Source organism: Desulfobacterales bacterium (assembly GCA_034520365.1).
Lineage (GTDB): Bacteria > Desulfobacterota > Desulfobacteria > Desulfobacterales > Desulfosalsimonadaceae > M55B175.
The window spans coordinates 899,692-920,353 of record JAXHNP010000006.1 but is presented as its reverse complement, the minus strand read 5'-3'; the positions used below and the strand labels follow the sequence as shown (position 1 = coordinate 920,353).

Genomic DNA, 20,662 nt, shown 5'->3' with positions numbered 1-20,662 from the left:
CGGTGGCCCGCCCTACGAATGGGGAAAAACCCGATCCATCGTAGGGTCGGCCACCGTGCCGACCTTAAATGCGAGAAACCCCATGGTTCTGGGGTTGTTTGCCAGAACAACTACCCGTGATAGCTGTATTGACAAGGTGCCTCATTTTTATCATATTAATGTTATATGATAAAAGAATTGAGCCGCACCACTTTTGACATTCCGGCCGGTCCGATCAAGGGATATCTTCTGGCGTACGCCTTTGCGATCGACCTCGCATACAGCAAGATATTGCTTGATCTGGAAAACGGCTGGTCGAAGAACCCGCAGCTTGCCTACTGGCGCACCAAAACCACGGTTGAAAAACTCGGCCTTTTTGGCGAGACTGCCTTCCGCTCACTTTCATTGTCCGCTGACTAAGGGTTTAAGCAAGGCCCGCTTCCCGGCAAATTCAAAATTGACAATTCGATAGGGAATCTGTTTTGATACTGCTGTTTTGATCTTTTCTAAAAATAGATTGCAGATAGGAAATATATCAATGGATACCACCCCCAAAAAAGCCAAACAATGGATAGACGAAGGCAAGGACCCGCGCAGCGCCTACTGGCAGGCCGGTCTTGAATCCGTTATGGATGTGTTTAAACCATATCTGGAAGCCGGCAAACTGACCCCGATTCAGCCTATGGAAGAAGCCGACATCCCGATATTCCAGGAGGCCCTGGAAGCGGCGGACTTAAGTCCCAATCTGCTGGCCGCCTTCCTGCCCCCGGCTGTGGCGGATAAAATCACCCCGCCGGCTTCTGCGGAAGAGATCCTGCGCATCGACCCGGGAAAGCCTTCCTATAAAATCATTATCATCCGGCCCGGCGAAGACATCCGGGTTTTATCCGCCGAATTCTCGCCCCAGGCGAATAAACCCGGGCTTGACATATTTCAGGCCGGTGCCTTGCTGGGAAATTATGATTTCCAGGATCGGGCGGAATTTTTATCCCATCTCCAAAAAATCCTGCGTACCCATATCTGGGAAAAAACCAAATGGCAGACAGAGGATTACAAACGCTACACGGTCAACTGGTTTGAACGGGTTATGGACCTCTACAAGGGCGGCGTCGCCCTGGACGAGGACTTTTCATTTTTCCACCGCCCCAGCCTCATCAAAAGCAACCGCATTGACGCCATGTTCATGCTGATCTATGAAACCTTTAAAAAGCGGGTTGACAATCCGGATGCCATTTTTGAAGAACGGGTATCCGCCATCCGGGCCCTAACGGATGCGGACAGCCGAATGGCCCAGTTCAAAGAACTGGCCGAAAAAACAGTTTTCCAGATGCTTAGCGTAATGAAGGATCTCGAACTGGTGGATTTTAAATCCTTTACTGATAAAGAAAATAAGCAGTTCAACCAGGAATTCGACCGCACCGTCCAAAGGATCGTGAATAAAATAGCCCCGATGTGAAATCCCCCCAATCCCCCCTTTTTCAAAGGGGGGCTCAGGCAGTAGCCTTTTTCAAAGGGGGGGTTCAGGTGGGATCCTTTTTAAGGGGGATTAGGCACAGCTCACGCTCTAGAGTTTGAAAAACTAATTAAGCGCCCTTAAACGCAAAAAAAATGTTCATGATCGCGGCGCGCAAATCCCTATGAATGCAGCGCAACAATAATATGGGACGCTTTACGCGGCCGTCAATTTTTTGTTGACAAAAATTGTCCTCCCTGTATATTAATTTATAATAAACCTGTTTAAAAAAATCTCTTCGATCTGCCCTCAAACGGCTTTAAATCCCTTCCCCCGCCTTCTCGACCGGAAAACAGGTGATTGGCGTCAGCCATTATGCTTTTAACCCGTTCAATCGTTTCAAAAAAAATCGATGATAATAAATGGCCGGCCAAACAATTCAGCCCTCCAAAACGCCGGATGATTGCCTGGCCATAAGAGGTTAGATAAAAGCAAGCGGCATCCCACCATCAACCATCCAACCATAAAGAGGAGGGGAGAAAAGTGAAATTTTTCAAATTATTTATGGCACTCATCTTAGCCTCAGCATTAGCCTTCGCCGTTGGCGGATGCAGCTGGGATTTTAACAACCCCTATGCAGATGAATGGGATGTGCAGATCGTCGGCGACTCGGTCTTTGACCTGTCCGGCGACATCCATGATGTGCTGCAGGATCTTTCCGGCAAATCCTACAAGGATCGGTCGGTGAGCGGGGCAAAAATCGCGGCCATCGAAGACCAGCTGAATTACGCGGAAAGAAGATCTTCGCTGAAAACTGTCATCGCAGACGGCGGCGCCAACGACATTCTGCAGGGCAGCATGGACTGCGACTCAGACCCGCTGACCCAGGGCTGCCTCGATGTTCTGGACTATATCGGCGACAGAATGTGGGCGATGATTGGGGATATGTATTACGGCCCGTCGGATGACCATGTCTGGATGGGATATTATCATGTCACCGGTGACGATGAAGAGAAAAATGAAGCCATTGACTATACCTATGACAATATTTATCCGGGCTTGTTCAACCTGTATGGCAGCGGTACTTCATTTTCCGGTTCTACCAGCTACGGCCCCTATTACGGCAGCGAATACTATGGCTTCCAAATTGCCCTGGGCGACCCGAGAAATTACATTTACACGTCCGACCTGAAATCCGATGGCATTCACCCCACGTACAGCGGCTCCGAAAAACTGGCCAACATGATTTGGGGTGTCATGACCCAGCGGAACTATTATAACTAAACTATCAACCCTCAACCCCGAAGCATTGCCGCTTGCTTTTTCTAACAAATTGATCGGCAGTATTCATTGTTTCCTTTGAAAAGAGGATGCAGGGGGATTTAAAAAGACATCAAAGGGCCATATGCGAAAATATCTCAAACTCTCCGGATATATTTTATTAATCATGCTGTTTGTCGGCGGGGTTTTATTTTTCTGGTATGGTATTGAGCCGGTGGACAAGACCGCCTATGACGCGGTGGCCAGGCGCAGTCCGCAGAAAACAGACGCACCCAAACATTTACCGAGGACACGGCCAATCCAAAAAGCGTCAAAAGAAACGGCTGAAAAACCCGTGCTTAAAAAACGCCCCATAGAGAAACCGGCTGAAGCGGAAAAGGATTACCCCAAATACATCGAAGACATCAAAGAACAGGTTTATGAAAAACAGATCGAATCGGTGGACCAGATTCCGCTGTTAGATGAAATCGTGCAAACCGGCAACAAGGACGTTCGGCAGTTCTGGGGGGACGGCTGGAGCAGCGTGGATGACTGGAAAAGGGAGGAAAACGGCTTTACCCTTGAAAAAAATGAGGACGGCGGCCTGGTGTTTAACCCGGGTCCGGCCACAGCCAGGAAATACAGCTTCTTTGAAACACCCAGATCCTACAAATACGATGCAGAGCATAAAGAGTTCGTCAACGAGGTCGACTATTACGGAAAAACCATCTACAACGTGGTCAAGTTCATCAACGACGATGTACTGGCCATGATGACCATCAGCGGCCAAAAAGTGAGCCTAAACCTTTACCAGAAGGATGCGGGCCAGCTTGCCGCCTCTCAGGCAACCCAACGGGAGCTGCCCGCAGACTTGGGCAAACCCGGCCTTACTCGGTAATCCGTCCTTCCACCCGAATTTTAAACTCCGGCCGGGCGCTGTGGTCGGTCTGGACAAAGAGCACATCCTGGTAGGCGCCCGGCGTTTCTCTCGTGTTTTTGACGGTTATTTCATAGGCCTTGCGGCCGTTCTTTACGATCTCCTTGTAGCTGTAATCGATCCACCCCTCCGGCGCCCGGTTTTTAATATCAGTAATGTTAAACGGATAATTCTCGTTCGGCATAACAATGCATTTTTCAACAATCTTCTCATCCACGGATCCCTTCAGCCACACCCGGTAAGGATTGAGATCGGCAAACTCCTTTACCTTCATTTTAACATCAATGGTAATCTCAGGGCGGTTTGGATCATTGGTCTCGGCTCTAACTGTTCCGTTGATTATATCACCGCCCCGGGAATCCGTGAGCAGCAGCACTGAGATGGCTCCGCTTTCGCCCGGCGGTATTTTCCGGGTGTAGGATTTCACAAAGCAGCCGCAGCAGCCCTCCGCATCGTTTAGCTCAAGAGGGACCATGGCGTCATTTTTGATGATAAAATCATGCTTGACGATATCGCCCTGCAGCGCGGGCTCAAAGACGTATTCGCTGTTCGCCTTCTCCAATTTGGAGCGGGAATACTCCGGCTTAATGTCCTTGCCCGCATAGAAATTAAGGGGTCTTTTTCTATCATTACCAGAATTTTCGGTTTTCTTGCAGGCCAAGGGCGAAGTAACAAGTAAAAGGCATAGCCACACTGCCACAAAAATAAACGGCTTCTTTGATCCCATTTTCAATCCCCCTGATTTTATTTGTGGTTTGAATTTATGTTGTATATGCAGCGCCTGTTCATGTCAAGTATCGCGTCCCTCAGGTCTTAGTTGACTAACCCCTATAATCATGGCATGATTTTTAAAAATTCATAAAGCACGGATGGCTTCGCATAAAGTCCAATATCTTTTATGATCCGAAAAAGCTTTCAAATAGCCAACCTGGCGCTTGCCGCCGCAGCCATCTTCTTCGGTGTTAAACTCTTCTATCAATTCGTCAGAATGGAGATTACCCAATCCACGCCCGCCGGCGTTACCGCAGCAGAGCCCAAAACCAGCGCCCCGGCGCAAGAAAACCACCCCCGCTTTGACACCTACCAGGCCATTGTGGATCGGGACCTCTTCGATACAACAAAAAAAACAGCCGCCAAATCCGCGGAGCCGTCTTTTGACCTTGAAAAGCTTGAGCAGACCCGCTTAAACCTAAAGCTCTGGGGCACGGTTGCCACGGATAACCGGAAAGCCGGGATCGCCCGGGCGGTCATTGAAGAGCCAGAACTCCACCGCCAGGGACTTTATCGGGTGGGTGACGCCATCCAGGAGGCCACAATCCTGGAAATCTTTCGAAGCGGGGTTGTGCTGGATGTAAACGGTAAAACGGAAAAACTCACCCTGGCCGAAGAAAAGGACGGCAACGGCGCCATCGCCCGGTCGTCACGACCCGCCCCTTCGGAAACTGCCGCTCGCCTGCGGGGCGGACCCAGCAGAAAGATTTCGCTGAAACGCAGCGAAGTAGACAGCGCCCTAAAGAACCTGAATCAGCTCATGAGCGAGGTAAAAATCCGGCCCTATTTCCAGGACGGGCAAGCCTCCGGATTTATACTCTCAAACATTGCCCGGGATTCGGTTGTCCGGGATATGGGCCTTAAAACCGGTGATATCGTCACCGGCATCAACGGCCGGGAAATCAAGACCGCGGATGACGCCATGGCTTTTTATGAAAAGCTCCGCTCCGGAGAAACCCTCTCCATCGAGTTAAAACGGCGAGGCCGCCCGGAAATAATTGAATATACCGTAGAATAGAAAGGATCGACACCCCATGAAACATTTCATTCGGATCATCAGCTTAATCATCCTGCTTAGCCTGCCCATGCCGCTTTCTGCCATGCCCATGATAGATATCGAAGCTGCTGTGGGCGGATGGCGCCAGTCGCCCGGCGGCTATTTCTCCTATGAATCCGATGACCGGCTGGATCTTGAGTCGCTTCTGGACTATGACGATGAAAGCCGCTTCTTCGGCCGCTTAAAAATCGGCATGCCGTTTCTGATCCCCAACATCTATCTCATGGCCGCACCCATGGAGTTTGAAGAAACCGCCGTCACCGATGACTTCTACGAATTCGGCGATATCGTCATCACCCCCGGTTTCCGGTTTCAATCAAAGCTTGTGCTGGATCAGTATGACTTGGGGCTCTACTATGATATCCCGCTCCTTGAAACAGCCACGCTTAACCGCCTGAATATCGAACTGGGCCTTAATGCCCGAATATATGACGCCGAGGCCTCGGTCATCCAGAGAACCATTCCCGGCATCGATGTCCGGGAGTCCGAGCAGGAAACCATTCTGGTTCCCATGGTTTATCTGGGCGTCTGCTTCCGGCCCATCGAACGATTCGCCCTGGAAGGCGAATTCAGGGGCATGTCATACAGCGACAGCGATCTTTACAGCCTGATCGGCCGCGCCAGGGTCAATGCCATTGGCCCCTTCTTCGCTGCCGCCGGCTACCGCTACGAAGCCGGCGAATCCCATGACTGGGACCTTGAGTTTGACGTGGACTTTGCCGGCCCCTTTTTCGAAGCCGGGGTTGAATTTTAACCCCAGCTAAACCGCGCCCCGCATCTCCTTTGCCGTATCCTCCGGCGACCAGACCATAAACGACTCCTGGTACTGGTAAACCAGGGACGGCGTCTCCGTGCACCACACATGCGGGGCCATATACATCCGGGGCGAAATCCGAAGCTGCAGCCAGTAATCCGCCCTGCCCGAAAGCGCCGGCATCCAGGCCATATTCAGGCTGTAAACCCCCTGGCTGCCTAAGTATTTTAATACTGAATCAAGAATCTTAGCGGTCTCCGCCCACTCCGTCTCGGTCAGATCAAACACCGTCTGCCGGTTCGGAAATATGGCGATAATATCGGTCAGGGCGCTTAGCGATACAAAATCCGTCAGCCATACACTGTGCGCCGCCTCTTTTATCAGCCGCTCCCCGGCGTTGATCTCCGCCTCTATATAGTCCTCCCAATAGATGCAAGCCTTTGTCTGATAATAGTCCTTACTGGCATCTAACACGGTCTGCAGGAAATTGCCGGGCACGGATGTGGCATATACCTGAAAATGCGGATGCACCTGACTGGAGCCGGCCGCGGGCAGATAGTTCCAGGTGATCAGGCCGTAAATATCGTCTTTATAGGGCACCACCCGGTCCAGATATGCCGCGGAATTTTTTAGCGCATCCGTCAGGATCATCGGGGTAAAATCTTCAAGAGACTTGTAATGATCCCGGCACAGCACGGTCAGCGCGCTGTGCTCATCATAGGGCAGCAGATTCGGAAACACCACGGATTCGCCCTTCTCCAGCCGCCCCTCGGGGATCTGCTCCGGAGAAAACTTCGGTGTTATGGCATTCACCTTATCCGGACAAAACGGACAGTTCTCCGCCGAGTCCTCGATAATCTTTGAAAGATCGGCCGGCGGCGGCTTAAACCCCACAAAATGGGCCAGCCGTCCGCTTCGATGGGTCAGCGGGTCCCAGCGGAGCTGGCACTTGGCCTCGGATTCTTCAAAATTGGTAAACGGATTTAAAAACCGGGCCACCTTATCCTCGGTGATAAATTGTATCGCCATCACTCACCTCTTCGTTAAAACAATGAAAAAACGCCCTACTCCACCAGTTTTCCCTTCGCCCCCCGAGACAAGGCCAGGATGAGGGAATATAAAACGCCCCACTCCTTCTGTTCCCTTCGCCCCCCGGGAGAAGGTCAGGATGAGGGGATATAAAACGACCTATTCCTTCTGTTTCCTTCTCCCCTGGGAGAAGGCCAGGATGAGGGCGAGTACCAAGATAAAAGCCCCTTGCCAAACAGCCTCCGACGATTATCTTATTACCACAAAACTCTAAAAATTAAACAGGAAGGACACCAAACAATGGAATACCTGATTGCTGTAATCATCGGCATTGCAATTGCTGTATCCTATATGTACTGGCAGCGAACCGCCACAGAAGCAAACGTGGACAAAGTAGAGGCCACCTATGTATGCGATAAATGCGGAGAGAAGTATTGCGACTGCCATAAAGTGGAAGAATGAATTTAGGTCGGTTTTAGTTTCGCAGAGCTCATGACCGCATTTTTATAAACCGCCTTATCTTTTAAACGATTTTTAATTTCTCTTTGTATGGCCTGGGAGCGCTTCTCAGAGTTGACCTCCACTGTCAGGCGGCCCCTGTCAATGGCAATAGTGCCCATGATCGTATTATCCCATTCCGGATGCATCTCGTTGCCCTTTTTCCGCCAGGTAAACCGGATGCTCTCCATTTCACCGGCTTCGTCATATAGCAGGGAGGTCAGCTCGCCCTCGGTTTTTCTCAGCTTATGCCGGCCAAAGCCGGTCTGATCCAGATTGGCCGCCACGGCCGCCTCCCCGGCCAGGCAGCACTTTTTATATTTTTCCCCGCTGCCGCAAGGACACGGATCATTCGGTCCAATCTTGCCCATCGATTCCTCTCCTGGATATAATAAATATATTTTCAGCTGGCCGTTTTTCCTGTTATTATTGGCATGAGGCGTATCTCGTGTCAATCAGTGACAGCGGCGGAGCACGGTAAATTTATTCTATCTATTTTTCCGGCAGGCACGGAGGCCCGCCCTAAAAAATTCAAGATCGCGGTGCGCCAATCCAGAAAAATACAGAATATTGAATCATACATGAAATTCCGAGGGGGCAGCAATAAAGATATTGGTCTTTTTGTGAGGCCCGAGCCCCCTCTCCCTCCTGTTACCGTTAAGGAGGAAGAAGGTTTCGGGAAAGGAGAAAGGCAATAAACGAGTTAAGCAGAAGAATGCCCAACGAGTTTTAAATCACACGGCCGGAAACGGGAAACGATGCCGCCTCCGGCCGCGTAAGAGACTTATTATTTCGGCAGATAATCCAGCGCTTTGTCGGCAACACTGGACTTTCTGACCAGCTCATAATGGTCATAACTCCAGAACGTGGCAATATGCGTAGCGCCGGAAATCTGGGAAGCATCCCGGGGGACCGCGCCATCGCTGTCTGTCCAGTAAACCCAGAACAAGGAATTCCATCCGACCTGAAGCTCGCCGCCCCATCCCCAGCAGTCCCAGCCATCGCCGTCGCCGCGGATCGTATAAATCTTGCCACCGTCTGCCATGGGGCCGGGCGCCGGAAAGTTCGGGTTAAAATATCCCTTGGCCCAGCTGGGTTTCAAATTTTCCACCGCTGCATCCGCGCCCACAAAGAAATCGACAAAGTCACCCACATAGGCCAGCGGGGAGCCCTGATGCGGCGTACCCAGGGTAACCAGGCCGGCCACGGTATTGGGGTTGTCATAAATGTATTGACGAGCCACCAGCCCCCCCATGCTGTGGGCGATAATTTTGAATTTATCATCAAGGCCGCGGTACTGTTGAAGCATTTGAATTTTGGTGCGCATTAACTGGGACTGGCGGGCCACCGAATCATCCCCTGCGCTGTAATCATTCGGACCGGAGCAATTAAGTTTTCGGCCGTTGATCCAGCGGCTCCAGAGCTGGGTGGAGTCATTGGTATAAATCGCGTAGACGTTTCCGGAGCCATAGCGCTCCAGGCATTCATTTAAAAAGCTGTCGCTCCAGTGATGCTTGTTGGTCAGGCCATGGACCAACACCAGGTCATAAGCCGCGGCCGAGGCGGCCAGCATGCCGGAAAAAATTATCCCGGCCAGAAGCAGTAAAACGAACCGTTTAACATTTAATTTCATCTGTTCCCCCCTGTGCTTGAAAGGTTTGTTCATCCTGAACTTAAACGCCAGGGCCCCCATGGCCGCAGGCTGCATTGATAAACTAAGATTGATTAAAAAAACAGCGTTTATTATTCTATACCCCGATATTTGAATTCCCGTCAATCAGGGGAACCCTGAAATTTAGCCTCGAAATCCCCTATGGAGAAAGTTTTCGGGCAGGCATGACGGAATTTCGCAGGGTCGGCCACCGTGCCTCCCGTCCATGTGAACAACCCCATAGTTATGGGATTTAACACCAGAACAAATTTACCCTGTTTTACGAAGCCATCAAACTTGACCGCGCTATTTGGATGCTGCTAAAAAAAATATCGATACGGGTAAAATTATAACAATTTTTCAAAGGGCAGGCTTCAGGTATGTCGCGTAAAACAATCCTAACCGTTTTATCCCTTGCCGGTGTGTTCATTATCGGACTCATCATTTACCCCTGGTCCGGCGGCCATGAAAATTTACCGGCAACGGCATCCGCTCCTGCCCCGACAGCCGAGTCCGGCAGCTATGGAAGGTCAAAACCCCAACAATCTCCCGCGCCGAAAACTGTTAAAACAGCAGAAACTAATGAGAAACCGGCTCATAAAACCGGGGCGGTCAAACCCATGGGCCCGCCGCCAGCGCATCTTGAATTTATCGGCACTGTCAAAAAAGAAGCGGAAAACCCCTGCGCTGTCATCCGGAACAAGGCCGAAGAGATCGAGGATATTTACTGTATAGAAGATACCATTGACAACGGCCGCATCATCCGCATTGAAAGAAACGGGGTTTTAGTGGAGAAAGAGAAAGAAAAATACGTTCTGCCCCGGGCCGGATTCAACTCCAAAACACCCGAAGATACCCTGCCCCCGGGACATGACCTGCCCCCGACGGATTTTTCCCGACCCAATATCGACCAGATCGAAAAGGGGTGGGAAGCTGTCCAGACATTAATGCGGCAGATCGAATTAAATGAACACACATCCGACGGAGAGGCCGGCGGTGTGGTGGTCCGGGCTGTGAAATCCGGATCCGTGTTTGACAAGGCGGGATTAAAACAAGGCGACATCATCCATTCGATCAACGACAAAAAAATCACCATCGTAGATGACGCCATGGAAATCTATGAAACATTCCGCACTGCATCCTCGGTGCACATCAAAGTCACCCGAAACGGGGCGCCTGTTGATCTGAGCTTCCAGCCCTGAGTCAATGTCATTAACTTTAGCCTTCCGCCGCTGTCATTCCGAGAAGCGACAGCGACGAGGAATCTGAAAATATCATATAATCATAAGATTTCTCGCTGGCGCTCAATAAATGACAACTGATCCAATTTTCAATCTTAAGTTAACGGCATTGGGCCCTGAGCTGCTTCTTTGATAAAAACACGTTTAACGAAACCATTCAGGCATCGGAGATAAGGTATGTCTAAGGCCGCCTCTGCTTCATTCCGGCACCGCTACTGAACGCCAGGCACACCGCCAGACCTCGGCCTCACAATCGGGCAGCGGTTTTTCAAGTACCCCGTCCAGCCGAAGATGAATAAGCCGGATCGCCCCGCCAAAAATCACCGCAGATGCAATGACCGGGTCCTGCGATTTTATTTCGCCCGCCGTCATGGCTTCGCCAACCATATCCTGTATCAACTCAAAGGGCTTTGACGAGCAGATCGGCTTTTCGCCGGGCATAAACTCCCGGTGCCGGGCATATAGGATGTAATTCATGGCCGCCGGCCGGGTTTCCGCCATCTCGAACAAATAGGCGATAAAGACCCGCCCCCGCTGATGCAGTCCTTTATTTCGCTCCCTGATTTTGGCAACGGCCTCGGTCATCTGCCCGACCAGATCATCGTATAAGGCCCTGGCAATGCCTTCCTTGTTTCCAAAATGATGATAAATCGAGCCGATGCTGATATCCGCGGCCCGCTGGATATCATGCACCGAGGTGTTGAAATAGCCTTTGCGGGTAAACAAATCCAGGGCGGTGTCCAAAATCCGCCGCTGCCTGTCGTTTGCTGCGGCGTTCTGCAATTTGATTATAGCCCCCTATTTCACAAATGCCGGCATAAACGGGTAGAGCTTGCATGCCACACAAAACCCGAAGGCCGCCTCAAGAAAGGCAAAAAACCCAAGCATGGAGGCGAAGGCAACGCTCGCCCCAGTCACTCCCGGAAAATAAAACAGTGCAATTATGCCGCAGAAAATAAATTATTGTATCAGCGTATAATCCCACCGGATACAGGCAGGCATGCCGCCTGTGAACCAGCGCCGGATTTCCGGGACCGCTTTCCATTAGAACGAACGTTCATTCTAATATTATGAGAATCTCGCGCTTGTCAATGCAAAAAATTCCGCCCGCACCCAAAAGCGGTGGGCATATCCGGGAATTTTTCAGGCGATAAAAACCTGGACCGGCGGCCTTTTCCTGGAAACCAATCAATTCAGCATCCTTTCCTGGAAAAATGGCCTTTCCTCACCCCAACTTTAGCCTTCCGCCGCTATCATTCCGAGAAGCGACAGCGACGAGGAATCTGAAAATATCATATAATTATAAGATTTCTCGCTGTCAGACGGTGATACCGGATTTCCCCGGTTCTCCATGTTGATATTTAATGCAATATAAGTATATTATCCGGCCCGTCACCCGCCGCCAACCGGATTCAGATGTGGACATCGGCGTACTTCCTGCCTCAATCAACGAATGGCAACCTGAAAAAAAAGTGGATCTGGCAATTGAACTCGAAGATTTATTTGAAGTGTCCCGGGTTGACCTGGTGTTTCTTCCCGAGGCTGACCCGTTTGTCGCCGTGGATATCATACGCGGGGAACTGCTGTTTACATGTGATCCTGACCAGCAGGCCAGATACGAGCTGTTTGTGCTGAGAAGGGCCGGCGATCTGCTTCCGTTCAAGAAATCCAGAACCCGCATGATCCTGGAAGAGGGCGGAAAATGACACCGACCCATATCCGCAGCGATGTCGTCGCCGAACGCGCCGCCTGGATTCGCGATATGACCGGTGCCATACAAAACATTTCCCGCATAGAGCTTTGGGCGCTGTATTTCCGTCAGAAAACACATAATCTGTTCTATCCCGTATGCTCTCTCCGAATGGCCTGTATTACATTCTCAAGCTGCTGCAGAAAACGGGATCGATCGCGCTTCTGCAAAGGCGCCGGGCCGGGTGTCATCTCCCCGGTGCTCCGAATCTCGGCCATCAGGTCCCGGCCCGCGACAGCCGAACCAATGTTGTCTTACGTAAACGGCTTGCCTGTGGGGGCAATGACGCGTGCGCCCTTTTTGATACAGCGGCCGGCCAGCAGAATATCGGCGGTGACCACAATATCACCCGCCTCCGCCTGATCCGCGATCCAGTCATCTGCCGCATCAGGGCCCTCAGCCACAACCTTCAAAGCCACCCTTCCTTCTTTTGGCACGCGCATCCGGGAATTGGCCACCAGCGTGACCTCCAGCCGGTAGCGGTCCGCAACCCGGTATACTTCGGATTTCACCGGACAGGCATCAGCGTCTACAAATATGTTTAGCAAATCGGATTCCTCATTCCTTTGGCAGGCAGGCCGTGTCCACAAAAAGCTTTTCCGAACATGCCCGGGAGCTTTTAACACCGCCGCCATCTTCATCGTTCAAAATGAAGCAGCAGCCAATACTCAAACTTCGGATTGCTGATAGGATTGCACACCCCTCCTTTGAAAATCTGAAAGGATTGTACACCCCTCCTTTGAAAAAGGAGGGATTGGGAGGATTTAAAAAATATTTTCCTCATTCCTTCTGATCAGCATGTTTCCCCGCCCCCTTCCACCGATCAAGCACATCCCGCACCTGATCCTCGACTTCCATGCGGGCGGAATGTCGATCAAACCCCTTCAAGAGCAGCTCATCATACGGCGTTTCTTCGTGGCGCACGTGCGCCCTAACCGCCAGCCGGACAGCCTCTTCATCAAATTCTTTTGCCGCAGCCGAACGGCCCACCCGGCCGCTATGCTTGCGGCAGGCATGCTCGGCCACCGCCATAGCCGTCTTTTTCGGACACTTGGGATACAACTCCCCTATCCGCCCGGCAAACTTTTTGACATATTCGCGATCAAGATTTTCCCGCCGCTCCGCCTCACGCTGTCGGCGGCTTTCCCGCAAGTCTTCATCCGCCAGACACTCGGTTTCCGCCCGATCCAGCGCCGGCTCTTCAACAATAAGCCCCTGGCGTTCATAGCGCTTCCTGGCCCTGCTCCACTTGAGAACCACTGCCGACAACTTTGAATGCTTCTTGGCACGGCGCGTCAATGCCGCATCCCCGGAAGGCAGGAACACCAAATGATCCATATCCGCACAGGAAAGGCAAAGCGCGCCCTTATCCTTTTCCAGCGTAATCCATGCCTTTCGTCCCAGTTCCTCGCCGCATTCGTCGCACACTGATTCGCGGTTTGAAATAAAAACCTTCAGATCATCTGTTTTAGCCATCTTATAACCCCATCCTCAAAAACCATTTCAAAGCCATTCCGCCTTATAAAAGCCATGAATTAAAGGATTCTGCACTGAAATACCCCTGATATTAAAGGATTCCGAACCGTTATACAAAACATAACCCGGTTTGCACGGTCCCTTGGCAGCACTGCAAAACTGCTCAATCCCCTTTAAAAAATCTCTTGCGAAAGTCTCGGCTGATTTAATTTCAATCGGAACCAGATGGCGCTGATGCTTTATGATCAGATCCACTTCATTTCCGTTCGTATCCCGGTAAAAATACATCTGCGGTCTTTTTCCGGCATTGTATAAGGCTTTCAGCGCTTCAAGGATAATGAGGTTTTCGTAAAGTCCGCCCCGCAGGGGGTCCCGCTTGGCCTGGTCCGGGGTTTCAATACCCAGGAGATGGGCCACCAGGCCGGTATCTGTAAAATAAAGTTTGGGAGACTTTATGACCCGCTTGTTAATGTTTTCATAAAAGGGCTGGAGTTCAAACACCACAAACGACGCTTTTAAAACGCTGATCCAGTTTTTAACGGTTGTTCCCGATACCCCGATATCATTGCCAAGCGATGTATAATTCAGCACCTGACCGACCCGGCCGGCGAGCAGCACCAAAAACCGTTGGAACAGTTCAAGATCTTTTACATTAATAAGTGTTCTGACATCGCGCTCAACATAGGTCTGAATATATCCGTTATAGAATCTCCCGGGCGTCAGACCCTCCTCATGGAGTCTCGGATAAGAACCCTTTACAATAATCTCATAAGCATCCCATTGAGATTTGTAATTGCGAAGTTCCGACAAAGAAAAAGGCAGCAGGGTCAATAAAGCCGTCCGTCCTGCCAGTGTCTGGCTGACAGCCTGATGGACATCCGGCTGATGACTGCCTGTCAGAATAAACATGCCATTGTGCTTCTTCTGATCAACAATGCCCTGAATATAAGAAAGCAATACCGGCAAACGCTGGACTTCGTCGAGAACCGCTCCCGCCGGCACATCATTTAAAAATCCCCTGGGATCTTCTTCCGCAGCCAGGCGGATATCCGGATTTTCAAGTGAGAAATACGGCTTGTCGGGGAATACCATTTGGACCAGGGTGGTTTTTCCTGACTGGCGGGGCCCGAAAACAGTGACAACCGGGTATTCTTTAGCGGATTCGATTAATTCCTGGCTAATATCTCGCTTTATCATGACTTGACCATATCATAGTCTATGAAAATCTCAAGTTGAATTTAAAATTTTCATAAACTTACTTGCCAGGCTCTCTCCGAATGGCCTGTATCACATTCTCAAGCTGCTGCAGAAAACGGGATCGATCGCGCTTCTGCAAAGGCGGCGGGCCGGGTGTCATCTCCCCGGTGCTCCGAATCTCGGCCATCAGGTCCCGGCCTGCGACAGCCGAACCTATGTTGTCTTCCGTAAACGGCTTGCCTGTGGGGGCAATGACGCGTGCGCCCTTTTTGATGCAGCGGCCGGCCAGCAGAATATCGGCAGTGACCACAATATCACCCGCCTCCGCCTGATCCGCGATCCAGTCATCTGCCGCATCAGGGCCCTCAGCCACAATCTTCAAAGCCACCCTTCCTTCTTTTGGCACGCGCATCCGGGAATTGGCCACCAGCGTGACCTCCAGGCGGTACCGGTCCGCAACCCGGTATACTTCGGATTTCACCGGACAGGCATCAGCATCTACAAAAATGTTTAACAAATCGTATCCCTCATTCCTTTGGCAGGCAGGCCGTGTCCACAAAAAGCTTTTCCACCAGCAGATAAACCGTGGAGCCTTTTTGTTTCGGCCATTTCTTACATGGCGGCTGGTCCTTTTCTTTTGCCCGGCGAATCGCATCCGGTATTTTAGGGTAAAGCTTGTGAACCGCCAGGTTGCCATTTAATCCAGTACGGGTTTACGTCGTCTAAATGGACGGCGTTTTTTCGTCATCAGCTAGCATCTCCTTGGGCTTTGTCCGTGAAACGCTGATTTGACAGATCGGACAACAATATACGGGGAATACCGCCAATCCGCCCCTGGAGATAACTCTTCCGGATGTCCTTATCCGAACGGATATCCTTGTAATCGCTAAAAGCAATAAGGCTTGCACATCCCATGGGATCGCGCTCAGTCACCCACATTTCATCCCGGCGGAAAATTTTTTGATCCATCAGCAGCACGTCATGCGTTGTAAACAGCAGCTGTGCGCGGGAATCCGGATCTACTGAATCCAGACACCCATTCAACAGGGATTGAGAGAGAAGCGTGTGCAGGCTGCGATCCAGCTCATCAATGGCATAGACCCTGTCCGTTCCGCCGATTAAATCCAGAAATGCGGGCAGCAGGTCAATGGCGCGCCGGGTGCCATCGGATTCATGGGTAATTTCAAACCGGATTTCTTCGCCCTGGGTGTTGCTGTGGTAACTGACCAGTTTGCGGGCTTTTATCCGCCCATCCTTTTTGGTAATCAGAAAACGGTCCTGATCCGGCTCGATTCTGAAGTCCACCCGTTCTCCTTCAGACAAATCGCCCATTAACTGCTGCTGAAGCTTTTCCGGCATGGGCAGGTTTTCCAGTTCAATGTACTCGTCACCCAAACGGGCAATGCCCGTATCCAACTGGCTCAATGTTTTGCTCATCTGCTGGCTCAAAGGATGATCTTTTTGAAGGACGATTTCGAGTGGCCCAAAGCGGCTGTCCGGTGCGATCAATACCAGCTTGTCCCGAAACCACTTATAGATCGGCTTGAAGGTCTCAACCTTCTGATGGACGGCATTGGTTAAAAACAATTGATTATCCCGGGTGCCCTGAAAGGCAAATTGCAGGAACTGCTTTTTCTTTAGCTCCGGGGCAAACCGGATTTGATCCCCTTGCCGGTGGTATAATTCTTTTTCCGTGGTCTTGCGGATTTCAACCAGCCATTCTTCAACCACCTTTTCACTGGTCACCTTGAATCCGAATTCATAGCAGCGGTTCTCGGTGAACAATTCAAAAGAAAGCCGGGTCGGGGCTTTCAGGCAGGCCGGATCCAGACGGAAAGGTTCCACCGGAATATGCGACTCCGGCTGGGTCCCCCGGACAATCAAGTTTTTGGCAAAGCTTAAGGCCTTGAGCAGATTGGTTTTGCCGGACGCATTACCGCCGTAGATGGCTGCGACAGGCAGCAGACTCATTTTATATTCATTGATCCGGGGCACCCGGGTTGCGTGCTGCTTTTCACGGCTTGCCACCATGGAGAACGTGGAGCGCTCTTTAAATGACAGCCAGTTTTCTAAGGTAAATGATATTAACATGATACCCTCCGAGAAAAAATCGCTCAATTACGTTTTTATTTTATATTTAACACGTAAAATAATCTTTTCAAGAGATTTTTTCTCTCAAAAAAGAGGCCATTGGGAAACATTTGGAAGGTTGGTGAAAAGATCTCGAAACGGGTTTGACCTTTGTTTCAGCACCTCTTGCCAAGACCGAAAGCATTTGCAGATCAATATTTTCAGGGGATAAAAATTTGGACCGCCGGTCTTTTCCTGAAAACCGATAAATTCAGCACCCCATCCTGGAAAAACGGCCATTTCTTACCCCTCCTTTGAAAAGAAGGGTCTGGGAGGATTGTACACCCCTCCTTTGGAAAAGGAGGGATTGGGAGGATTTAAAAAATATTTTCCTCATTCCTTCTGATCAGCATGTTTCACCGCCCCTTCCACCGATCAAGCACATCCCGCACCTGATCCTCGACCTCCATGCGGGCGGAAAGTCGATCAAACCCCTTCAAGAGCAGCTCATCATACGGCGTTTCTTCGTGGCGCACGTGCGCCCTCACCGCCAGCCGCACGGCTTCTTCGTCAAATTCTTTTGCCGCAGCCGAACGGCCCACCCGGCCGCTATGCTTGCGACAGGCATGCTCGGCCACCGCCATAGCCGTCTTTTTCGGACACTTGGGATACAACTCCCCTATCCGCCCGGCAAACTTTTTGACATATTCGCGATCAAGATTTTCCCGCCGCTCCGCCTCACGCTGTCGGCGGCTTTCCCGCAATTCTTCATCGGCCAGACACTCGGTTTCCGCCCGATCCAGCGCCGGCTCTTCAACAATAAGCCCCTGGCGTTCATAGCGCTTCCTGGCCCTGCTCCACTTGAGAACCACTGCCGACAACTTTGAATGCTTCTTGGCACGGCGCGTCAATGCCGCATCCCCGGAAGGCAGGAACACCAAATGATCCATATCCGCACAGGAAAGGCAAAGCGCGCCCTTATCCTTATCCAGAGTAATCCATGCCTTTCGACCCAGCTCCTCCCCGCATTCATCGCACGTTGATTCGCGGTTTGAAATAAAAACCTTCAGATCTTCTGTTTTTGCCATTTTGCTTCCTAATCCTAAAGACTTTCTCATGGTTTGTATGCGGATAGCAATTGAACCAAAATAGTTTATGAAAATCTCAAGTATAATTTGAGATTTTCATAAACTATTTTACTTCCCGTAAAATTTAACGGCGGTCTTTGAGAAATTAAAAGTTGCAATGATTGGATATCAACTATTATTAAATCTTGATTTAATAAATTCGGTTGCTTCATCTATAGCAAACTCTTGCGAAGAATTGCCGCTTCGGGCATAAAATTTTTTGATTTTTTTGCCATGCCTGTCAGTTTCTTCTATGAATTGCGGCTTTTCACCTTTTTTTATTTCAATTTTACAGATTTCTTCATCATCGAGTACATAAAAACCAATATTTATATTATTTGTGGCAAATACCTTTCCAAATGTTTTGTTTATAAGGTTTCTCAGATGCAATTCAAATTTATCTTTGTTTCCATTTAATGAATTAAAATCCGGTTGTAGCCCCAATAACTCCCCATCATCTTTCACGCCTATTAAAAGCGTGCCACCGTCTGAATTGCTGAATGCCGCAAGGGTTTTTAAAACTACCTGCTCAAGCTCTGAGTTGACTTTGCCTTGCCTATAGTCCCAACGCAAAGACGATTTAAATTCAAGTTCATTACTTTCGCCCTCTGATATGAGTTCTTCAACGGACATCTCCATTTCGGTTTCTTGGGTTTCGGTAATTGCTTGAAGAAAAGCATTCAACTCATCTGCCAGCATGCGCCGCCTTGCCTCTAAAAAGTCTCTAAATCTATCAATTTTCCACAGATTTTTGTCCATTGGTATGCATTGACGGCGAAGTGCATCCGGAAACCTGTTTTCAACCCATGCCAGATAGTCCTCCGGCATTAAATTGGATTTTGTGCGATTTGCAACTTGCGTAAGTATGGCCCGATTGGTAATTTCCTGCATAAGCGAATAATGAATACGATTTTTCGGATTATAGCCATTATCCTTCAACACCGAATAAGGAAAGATATGATCCCATTCCAGCATATATTTTTCACCCATATTCCGACGGATTCCAATGCCTGTTGAAAAACAAACCGCATTTTGACTTTTAAAATACCACCGCATTAGAGCATATAACGGATGTCTGATATCACGACCGACAAATTCATCCGAGGTTATTTCAAGAGAACGTTCAAGCTTAATAATATTCAGGAGATCATCAAACGGTTGCTCTGATTTAACGACAATACCGACATCCTTGTCCAATTTCTGGGGTAGCTGGCTTACATATCGCTGCCGAATTTGAGAATAATAGAACCACTTTTTGATTTTTTGGATTTCTTCACCTGTAAGATGATTTTTGCCTTTATTGAAAGTATAGACAATAATCGGCACCAAGGCATAAACGGAATTTATCTCCTTTGTATGATCGATAAAAAAATGCTGTCGCAATATGTTAATCAAATAATCAAGGGTCTGGGATTCTAGTTGATCCCAAGCATTAATTAACCGCTCTTTGTTTTCCGGAGAATGCAGTTTGGTCATTTCAGATCCTCCGTGGTGAAGAACCCCCAATAAAACATAGACAATAAAATCCAATGAAAATACAAAACCCTCTTTTTCCATGGAAAACAGTTTAGATTTAAATCTCTCTCTTGCCTTTGGCCAATAACCGGAGATTTGTGCGAGGGCTAATTCTGCATCACTCAGGTTAACCCCGCTGGCATTCACGATGTAAAATATATTAATCGCCTCCCGTATATTGGCGTGCACCGGTATTACCTGTTCAACAAAATCGCGATCGCATATTTTCTCTATGGCTGAGAAATTGTCATATATAAGATCGTCTCTTTCATCTGTAATCGTATCCCCTTTGCTCTTTAGCGCTTTAATAATATGTCGATATTTTATATTTCCTAAAAATATTTCGGTTAATTCTGCCCATAACGGATTGTTCTGCATCTTTTTAATTTTATAATACTCCAGCTCAAGCGTTTCCAAATTTACATAGAGTTTCCTGGGATCATTTTTAATTTCTTCCTTGGTGTAATAAGGCGGAATTTTCCCACGAATCAGCATATAAAGGGTAGTGATGCGCTGTTGCCCGTCAAGTATCAGCTTAACTGATCCCATCCGCTCATCATACTTAACATTTCCCTTAAGCTCCGGCGGATTCGTTGTTTCCCATGTCAGCATGGTTCCTGTAGGATACTCCTTAATGAGCGATGACATCAATTTCTTGGCATCGTCTTTTCGCCAAACGTATTCCCGTTGAAAAGCTGGCACGAAAAGCTGATTGTCATCTATTTTGTCCAATATTTGATAAATTTGCATGCTTAAAAATCCTTCGTTAATTTAATAACTTATCAATATCGAAAAAGGTCATTTTGACATAGAGCTCAACATCATTAGCAAATTGCACTTGTGCGACCTTTTCAAATAAATTCAGATGGTTTTTGTTCGACCCGGTTATGTTAATAA

General features: G+C 49.4%; 20 protein-coding genes and 1 pseudogene. 9 read left to right on the top strand and 12 right to left on the bottom strand.

Features of this window, described 5'->3' with window-relative positions:
• The first annotated feature begins 165 nt into the window (after positions 1 to 165).
• The 4 genes from U5L07_12145 to U5L07_12130 all read left to right on the top strand — a co-directional run bounded on the left by U5L07_12145 (position 166) and on the right by U5L07_12130 (position 3,590).
• Positions 166 to 399: a hypothetical protein gene (locus U5L07_12145; GenBank protein MDZ7832494.1), complete on the top strand. Its 234-nt coding sequence runs from the start codon at positions 166 to 168 to the stop codon at positions 397 to 399.
• Positions 400 to 517: 118 nt separating this feature from the next.
• Positions 518 to 1,435, top strand: a complete 918-nt coding sequence (locus U5L07_12140; GenBank protein ID MDZ7832493.1) for a hypothetical protein — start codon at positions 518 to 520, stop codon at positions 1,433 to 1,435.
• A 540-nt stretch (positions 1,436 to 1,975) separates the two neighbouring features.
• Positions 1,976 to 2,716, top strand: coding sequence for a hypothetical protein (locus U5L07_12135; protein ID MDZ7832492.1), 741 nt, complete (start codon positions 1,976 to 1,978; stop codon positions 2,714 to 2,716).
• A gap of 121 nt (positions 2,717 to 2,837) precedes the next feature.
• Positions 2,838 to 3,590 (top strand): hypothetical protein, encoded by a 753-nt coding sequence (locus U5L07_12130; protein MDZ7832491.1) that lies wholly within the window; start codon positions 2,838 to 2,840, stop codon positions 3,588 to 3,590.
• Here U5L07_12130 and U5L07_12125 read toward each other — a convergent pair.
• A complete protein-coding gene (locus tag U5L07_12125) occupies positions 3,580 to 4,356 on the bottom strand; it encodes a DUF1573 domain-containing protein (protein MDZ7832490.1) in 777 nt (258 codons plus the stop codon). The two genes, U5L07_12130 and U5L07_12125, sit on opposite strands and share 11 nt — an antisense overlap.
• A gap of 171 nt (positions 4,357 to 4,527) precedes the next feature.
• Here U5L07_12125 and gspC point away from each other — a divergent pair, with 171 nt between their 5' ends.
• A complete protein-coding gene (gene gspC / locus U5L07_12120) occupies positions 4,528 to 5,418 on the top strand; it encodes a type II secretion system protein GspC (GenBank protein ID MDZ7832489.1) in 891 nt (296 codons plus the stop codon).
• Between the two features lie 16 nt (positions 5,419 to 5,434).
• Positions 5,435 to 6,211 (top strand): TIGR04219 family outer membrane beta-barrel protein, encoded by a 777-nt coding sequence (locus tag U5L07_12115; GenBank protein MDZ7832488.1) that lies wholly within the window; start codon positions 5,435 to 5,437, stop codon positions 6,209 to 6,211.
• A 6-nt stretch (positions 6,212 to 6,217) separates the two neighbouring features.
• On the opposite strand, the gene U5L07_12110 is transcribed toward U5L07_12115, so the two are convergent.
• Positions 6,218 to 7,240 (bottom strand): hypothetical protein, encoded by a 1,023-nt coding sequence (locus tag U5L07_12110; GenBank protein ID MDZ7832487.1) that lies wholly within the window; start codon positions 7,238 to 7,240, stop codon positions 6,218 to 6,220.
• A gap of 300 nt (positions 7,241 to 7,540) precedes the next feature.
• Between U5L07_12110 and U5L07_12105 the strand changes: the two genes are divergently transcribed.
• A complete protein-coding gene (locus U5L07_12105) occupies positions 7,541 to 7,702 on the top strand; it encodes a hypothetical protein (protein MDZ7832486.1) in 162 nt (53 codons plus the stop codon).
• A 2-nt stretch (positions 7,703 to 7,704) separates the two neighbouring features.
• On the opposite strand, the gene U5L07_12100 is transcribed toward U5L07_12105, so the two are convergent.
• Together U5L07_12100 and U5L07_12095 are read right to left on the bottom strand one after the other, a co-directional pair.
• Complete coding sequence (locus tag U5L07_12100) at positions 7,705 to 8,109, bottom strand: SEC-C metal-binding domain-containing protein (GenBank protein MDZ7832485.1); 405 nt, start codon at positions 8,107 to 8,109, stop codon at positions 7,705 to 7,707.
• A gap of 416 nt (positions 8,110 to 8,525) precedes the next feature.
• A complete protein-coding gene (locus U5L07_12095) occupies positions 8,526 to 9,371 on the bottom strand; it encodes an alpha/beta fold hydrolase (GenBank protein ID MDZ7832484.1) in 846 nt (281 codons plus the stop codon).
• A gap of 398 nt (positions 9,372 to 9,769) precedes the next feature.
• Here U5L07_12095 and U5L07_12090 point away from each other — a divergent pair, with 398 nt between their 5' ends.
• On the top strand, positions 9,770 to 10,591 hold the full coding sequence (locus U5L07_12090; protein MDZ7832483.1) for a PDZ domain-containing protein: 822 nt from the start codon (positions 9,770 to 9,772) through the stop codon (positions 10,589 to 10,591).
• A 237-nt stretch (positions 10,592 to 10,828) separates the two neighbouring features.
• On the opposite strand, the gene U5L07_12085 is transcribed toward U5L07_12090, so the two are convergent.
• The gene (locus U5L07_12085; GenBank protein MDZ7832482.1) at positions 10,829 to 11,413 is read right to left on the bottom strand and encodes a TetR/AcrR family transcriptional regulator; all 585 of its coding nucleotides are present in this window, start codon (positions 11,411 to 11,413) and stop codon (positions 10,829 to 10,831) included.
• Between the two features lie 581 nt (positions 11,414 to 11,994).
• Between U5L07_12085 and U5L07_12080 the strand changes: the two genes are divergently transcribed.
• Positions 11,995 to 12,336, top strand: coding sequence for a nucleotidyltransferase domain-containing protein (locus U5L07_12080; GenBank protein MDZ7832481.1), 342 nt, complete (start codon positions 11,995 to 11,997; stop codon positions 12,334 to 12,336).
• Between the two features lie 133 nt (positions 12,337 to 12,469).
• Here the strand turns inward: U5L07_12080 and U5L07_12075 are convergent.
• The 7 genes and pseudogenes from U5L07_12075 to U5L07_12045 all read right to left on the bottom strand — a co-directional run bounded on the left by U5L07_12075 (position 12,470) and on the right by U5L07_12045 (position 20,515).
• Positions 12,470 to 13,015, bottom strand: a pseudogene (locus U5L07_12075) (YaiI/YqxD family protein).
• Positions 13,016 to 13,160: 145 nt separating this feature from the next.
• Positions 13,161 to 13,856 carry a DUF2293 domain-containing protein gene (locus U5L07_12070; GenBank protein MDZ7832480.1) on the bottom strand — a complete coding sequence of 232 codons (696 nt, stop codon included), beginning with the start codon at positions 13,854 to 13,856 and terminating at the stop codon, positions 13,161 to 13,163.
• 27 nt (positions 13,857 to 13,883) lie between these two features.
• Positions 13,884 to 15,053: an ATP-binding protein gene (locus U5L07_12065; GenBank protein MDZ7832479.1), complete on the bottom strand. Its 1,170-nt coding sequence runs from the start codon at positions 15,051 to 15,053 to the stop codon at positions 13,884 to 13,886.
• Positions 15,054 to 15,111: 58 nt separating this feature from the next.
• The gene (locus U5L07_12060; GenBank protein MDZ7832478.1) at positions 15,112 to 15,570 is read right to left on the bottom strand and encodes a YaiI/YqxD family protein; all 459 of its coding nucleotides are present in this window, start codon (positions 15,568 to 15,570) and stop codon (positions 15,112 to 15,114) included.
• A 230-nt stretch (positions 15,571 to 15,800) separates the two neighbouring features.
• Positions 15,801 to 17,144, bottom strand: a complete 1,344-nt coding sequence (locus U5L07_12055) for an ATP/GTP-binding protein (GenBank protein MDZ7832477.1) — start codon at positions 17,142 to 17,144, stop codon at positions 15,801 to 15,803.
• Between the two features lie 395 nt (positions 17,145 to 17,539).
• Complete coding sequence (locus U5L07_12050) at positions 17,540 to 18,211, bottom strand: DUF2293 domain-containing protein (GenBank protein MDZ7832476.1); 672 nt, start codon at positions 18,209 to 18,211, stop codon at positions 17,540 to 17,542.
• Between the two features lie 168 nt (positions 18,212 to 18,379).
• Entirely contained in the window at positions 18,380 to 20,515 is a 2,136-nt protein-coding gene (locus tag U5L07_12045; protein MDZ7832475.1) for a DUF262 domain-containing protein, read from the bottom strand.
• Between the last annotated feature and the right edge of the window lie 147 nt (positions 20,516 to 20,662).

Excerpts from the sequence above, each read along its gene's own strand:
- U5L07_12145 (MDZ7832494.1), top strand. The coding sequence starts at position 166 with ATGATAAAAGAATTGAGCCGCACCACTTTTGACATTCCGGCCGGTCCG.
- U5L07_12140 (MDZ7832493.1), top strand. The coding sequence starts at position 518 with ATGGATACCACCCCCAAAAAAGCCAAACAATGGATAGACGAAGGCAAG.
- U5L07_12130 (MDZ7832491.1), top strand. The coding sequence starts at position 2,838 with ATGCGAAAATATCTCAAACTCTCCGGATATATTTTATTAATCATGCTG.
- U5L07_12125 (MDZ7832490.1), bottom strand. The coding sequence starts at position 4,356 with ATGGGATCAAAGAAGCCGTTTATTTTTGTGGCAGTGTGGCTATGCCTT.
- gspC (MDZ7832489.1), top strand. The coding sequence starts at position 4,528 with ATGATCCGAAAAAGCTTTCAAATAGCCAACCTGGCGCTTGCCGCCGCA.
- U5L07_12115 (MDZ7832488.1), top strand. The coding sequence starts at position 5,435 with ATGAAACATTTCATTCGGATCATCAGCTTAATCATCCTGCTTAGCCTG.
- U5L07_12110 (MDZ7832487.1), bottom strand. The coding sequence starts at position 7,240 with ATGGCGATACAATTTATCACCGAGGATAAGGTGGCCCGGTTTTTAAAT.
- U5L07_12105 (MDZ7832486.1), top strand. The coding sequence starts at position 7,541 with ATGGAATACCTGATTGCTGTAATCATCGGCATTGCAATTGCTGTATCC.
- U5L07_12100 (MDZ7832485.1), bottom strand. The coding sequence starts at position 8,109 with ATGGGCAAGATTGGACCGAATGATCCGTGTCCTTGCGGCAGCGGGGAA.
- U5L07_12095 (MDZ7832484.1), bottom strand. The coding sequence starts at position 9,371 with ATGAAATTAAATGTTAAACGGTTCGTTTTACTGCTTCTGGCCGGGATA.
- U5L07_12090 (MDZ7832483.1), top strand. The coding sequence starts at position 9,770 with ATGTCGCGTAAAACAATCCTAACCGTTTTATCCCTTGCCGGTGTGTTC.
- U5L07_12080 (MDZ7832481.1), top strand. The coding sequence starts at position 11,995 with ATGCAATATAAGTATATTATCCGGCCCGTCACCCGCCGCCAACCGGAT.
- U5L07_12070 (MDZ7832480.1), bottom strand. The coding sequence starts at position 13,856 with ATGGCTAAAACAGATGATCTGAAGGTTTTTATTTCAAACCGCGAATCA.
- U5L07_12065 (MDZ7832479.1), bottom strand. The coding sequence starts at position 15,053 with ATGATAAAGCGAGATATTAGCCAGGAATTAATCGAATCCGCTAAAGAA.
- U5L07_12055 (MDZ7832477.1), bottom strand. The coding sequence starts at position 17,144 with ATGTTAATATCATTTACCTTAGAAAACTGGCTGTCATTTAAAGAGCGC.
- U5L07_12050 (MDZ7832476.1), bottom strand. The coding sequence starts at position 18,211 with ATGGCAAAAACAGAAGATCTGAAGGTTTTTATTTCAAACCGCGAATCA.
- U5L07_12045 (MDZ7832475.1), bottom strand. The coding sequence starts at position 20,515 with ATGCAAATTTATCAAATATTGGACAAAATAGATGACAATCAGCTTTTC.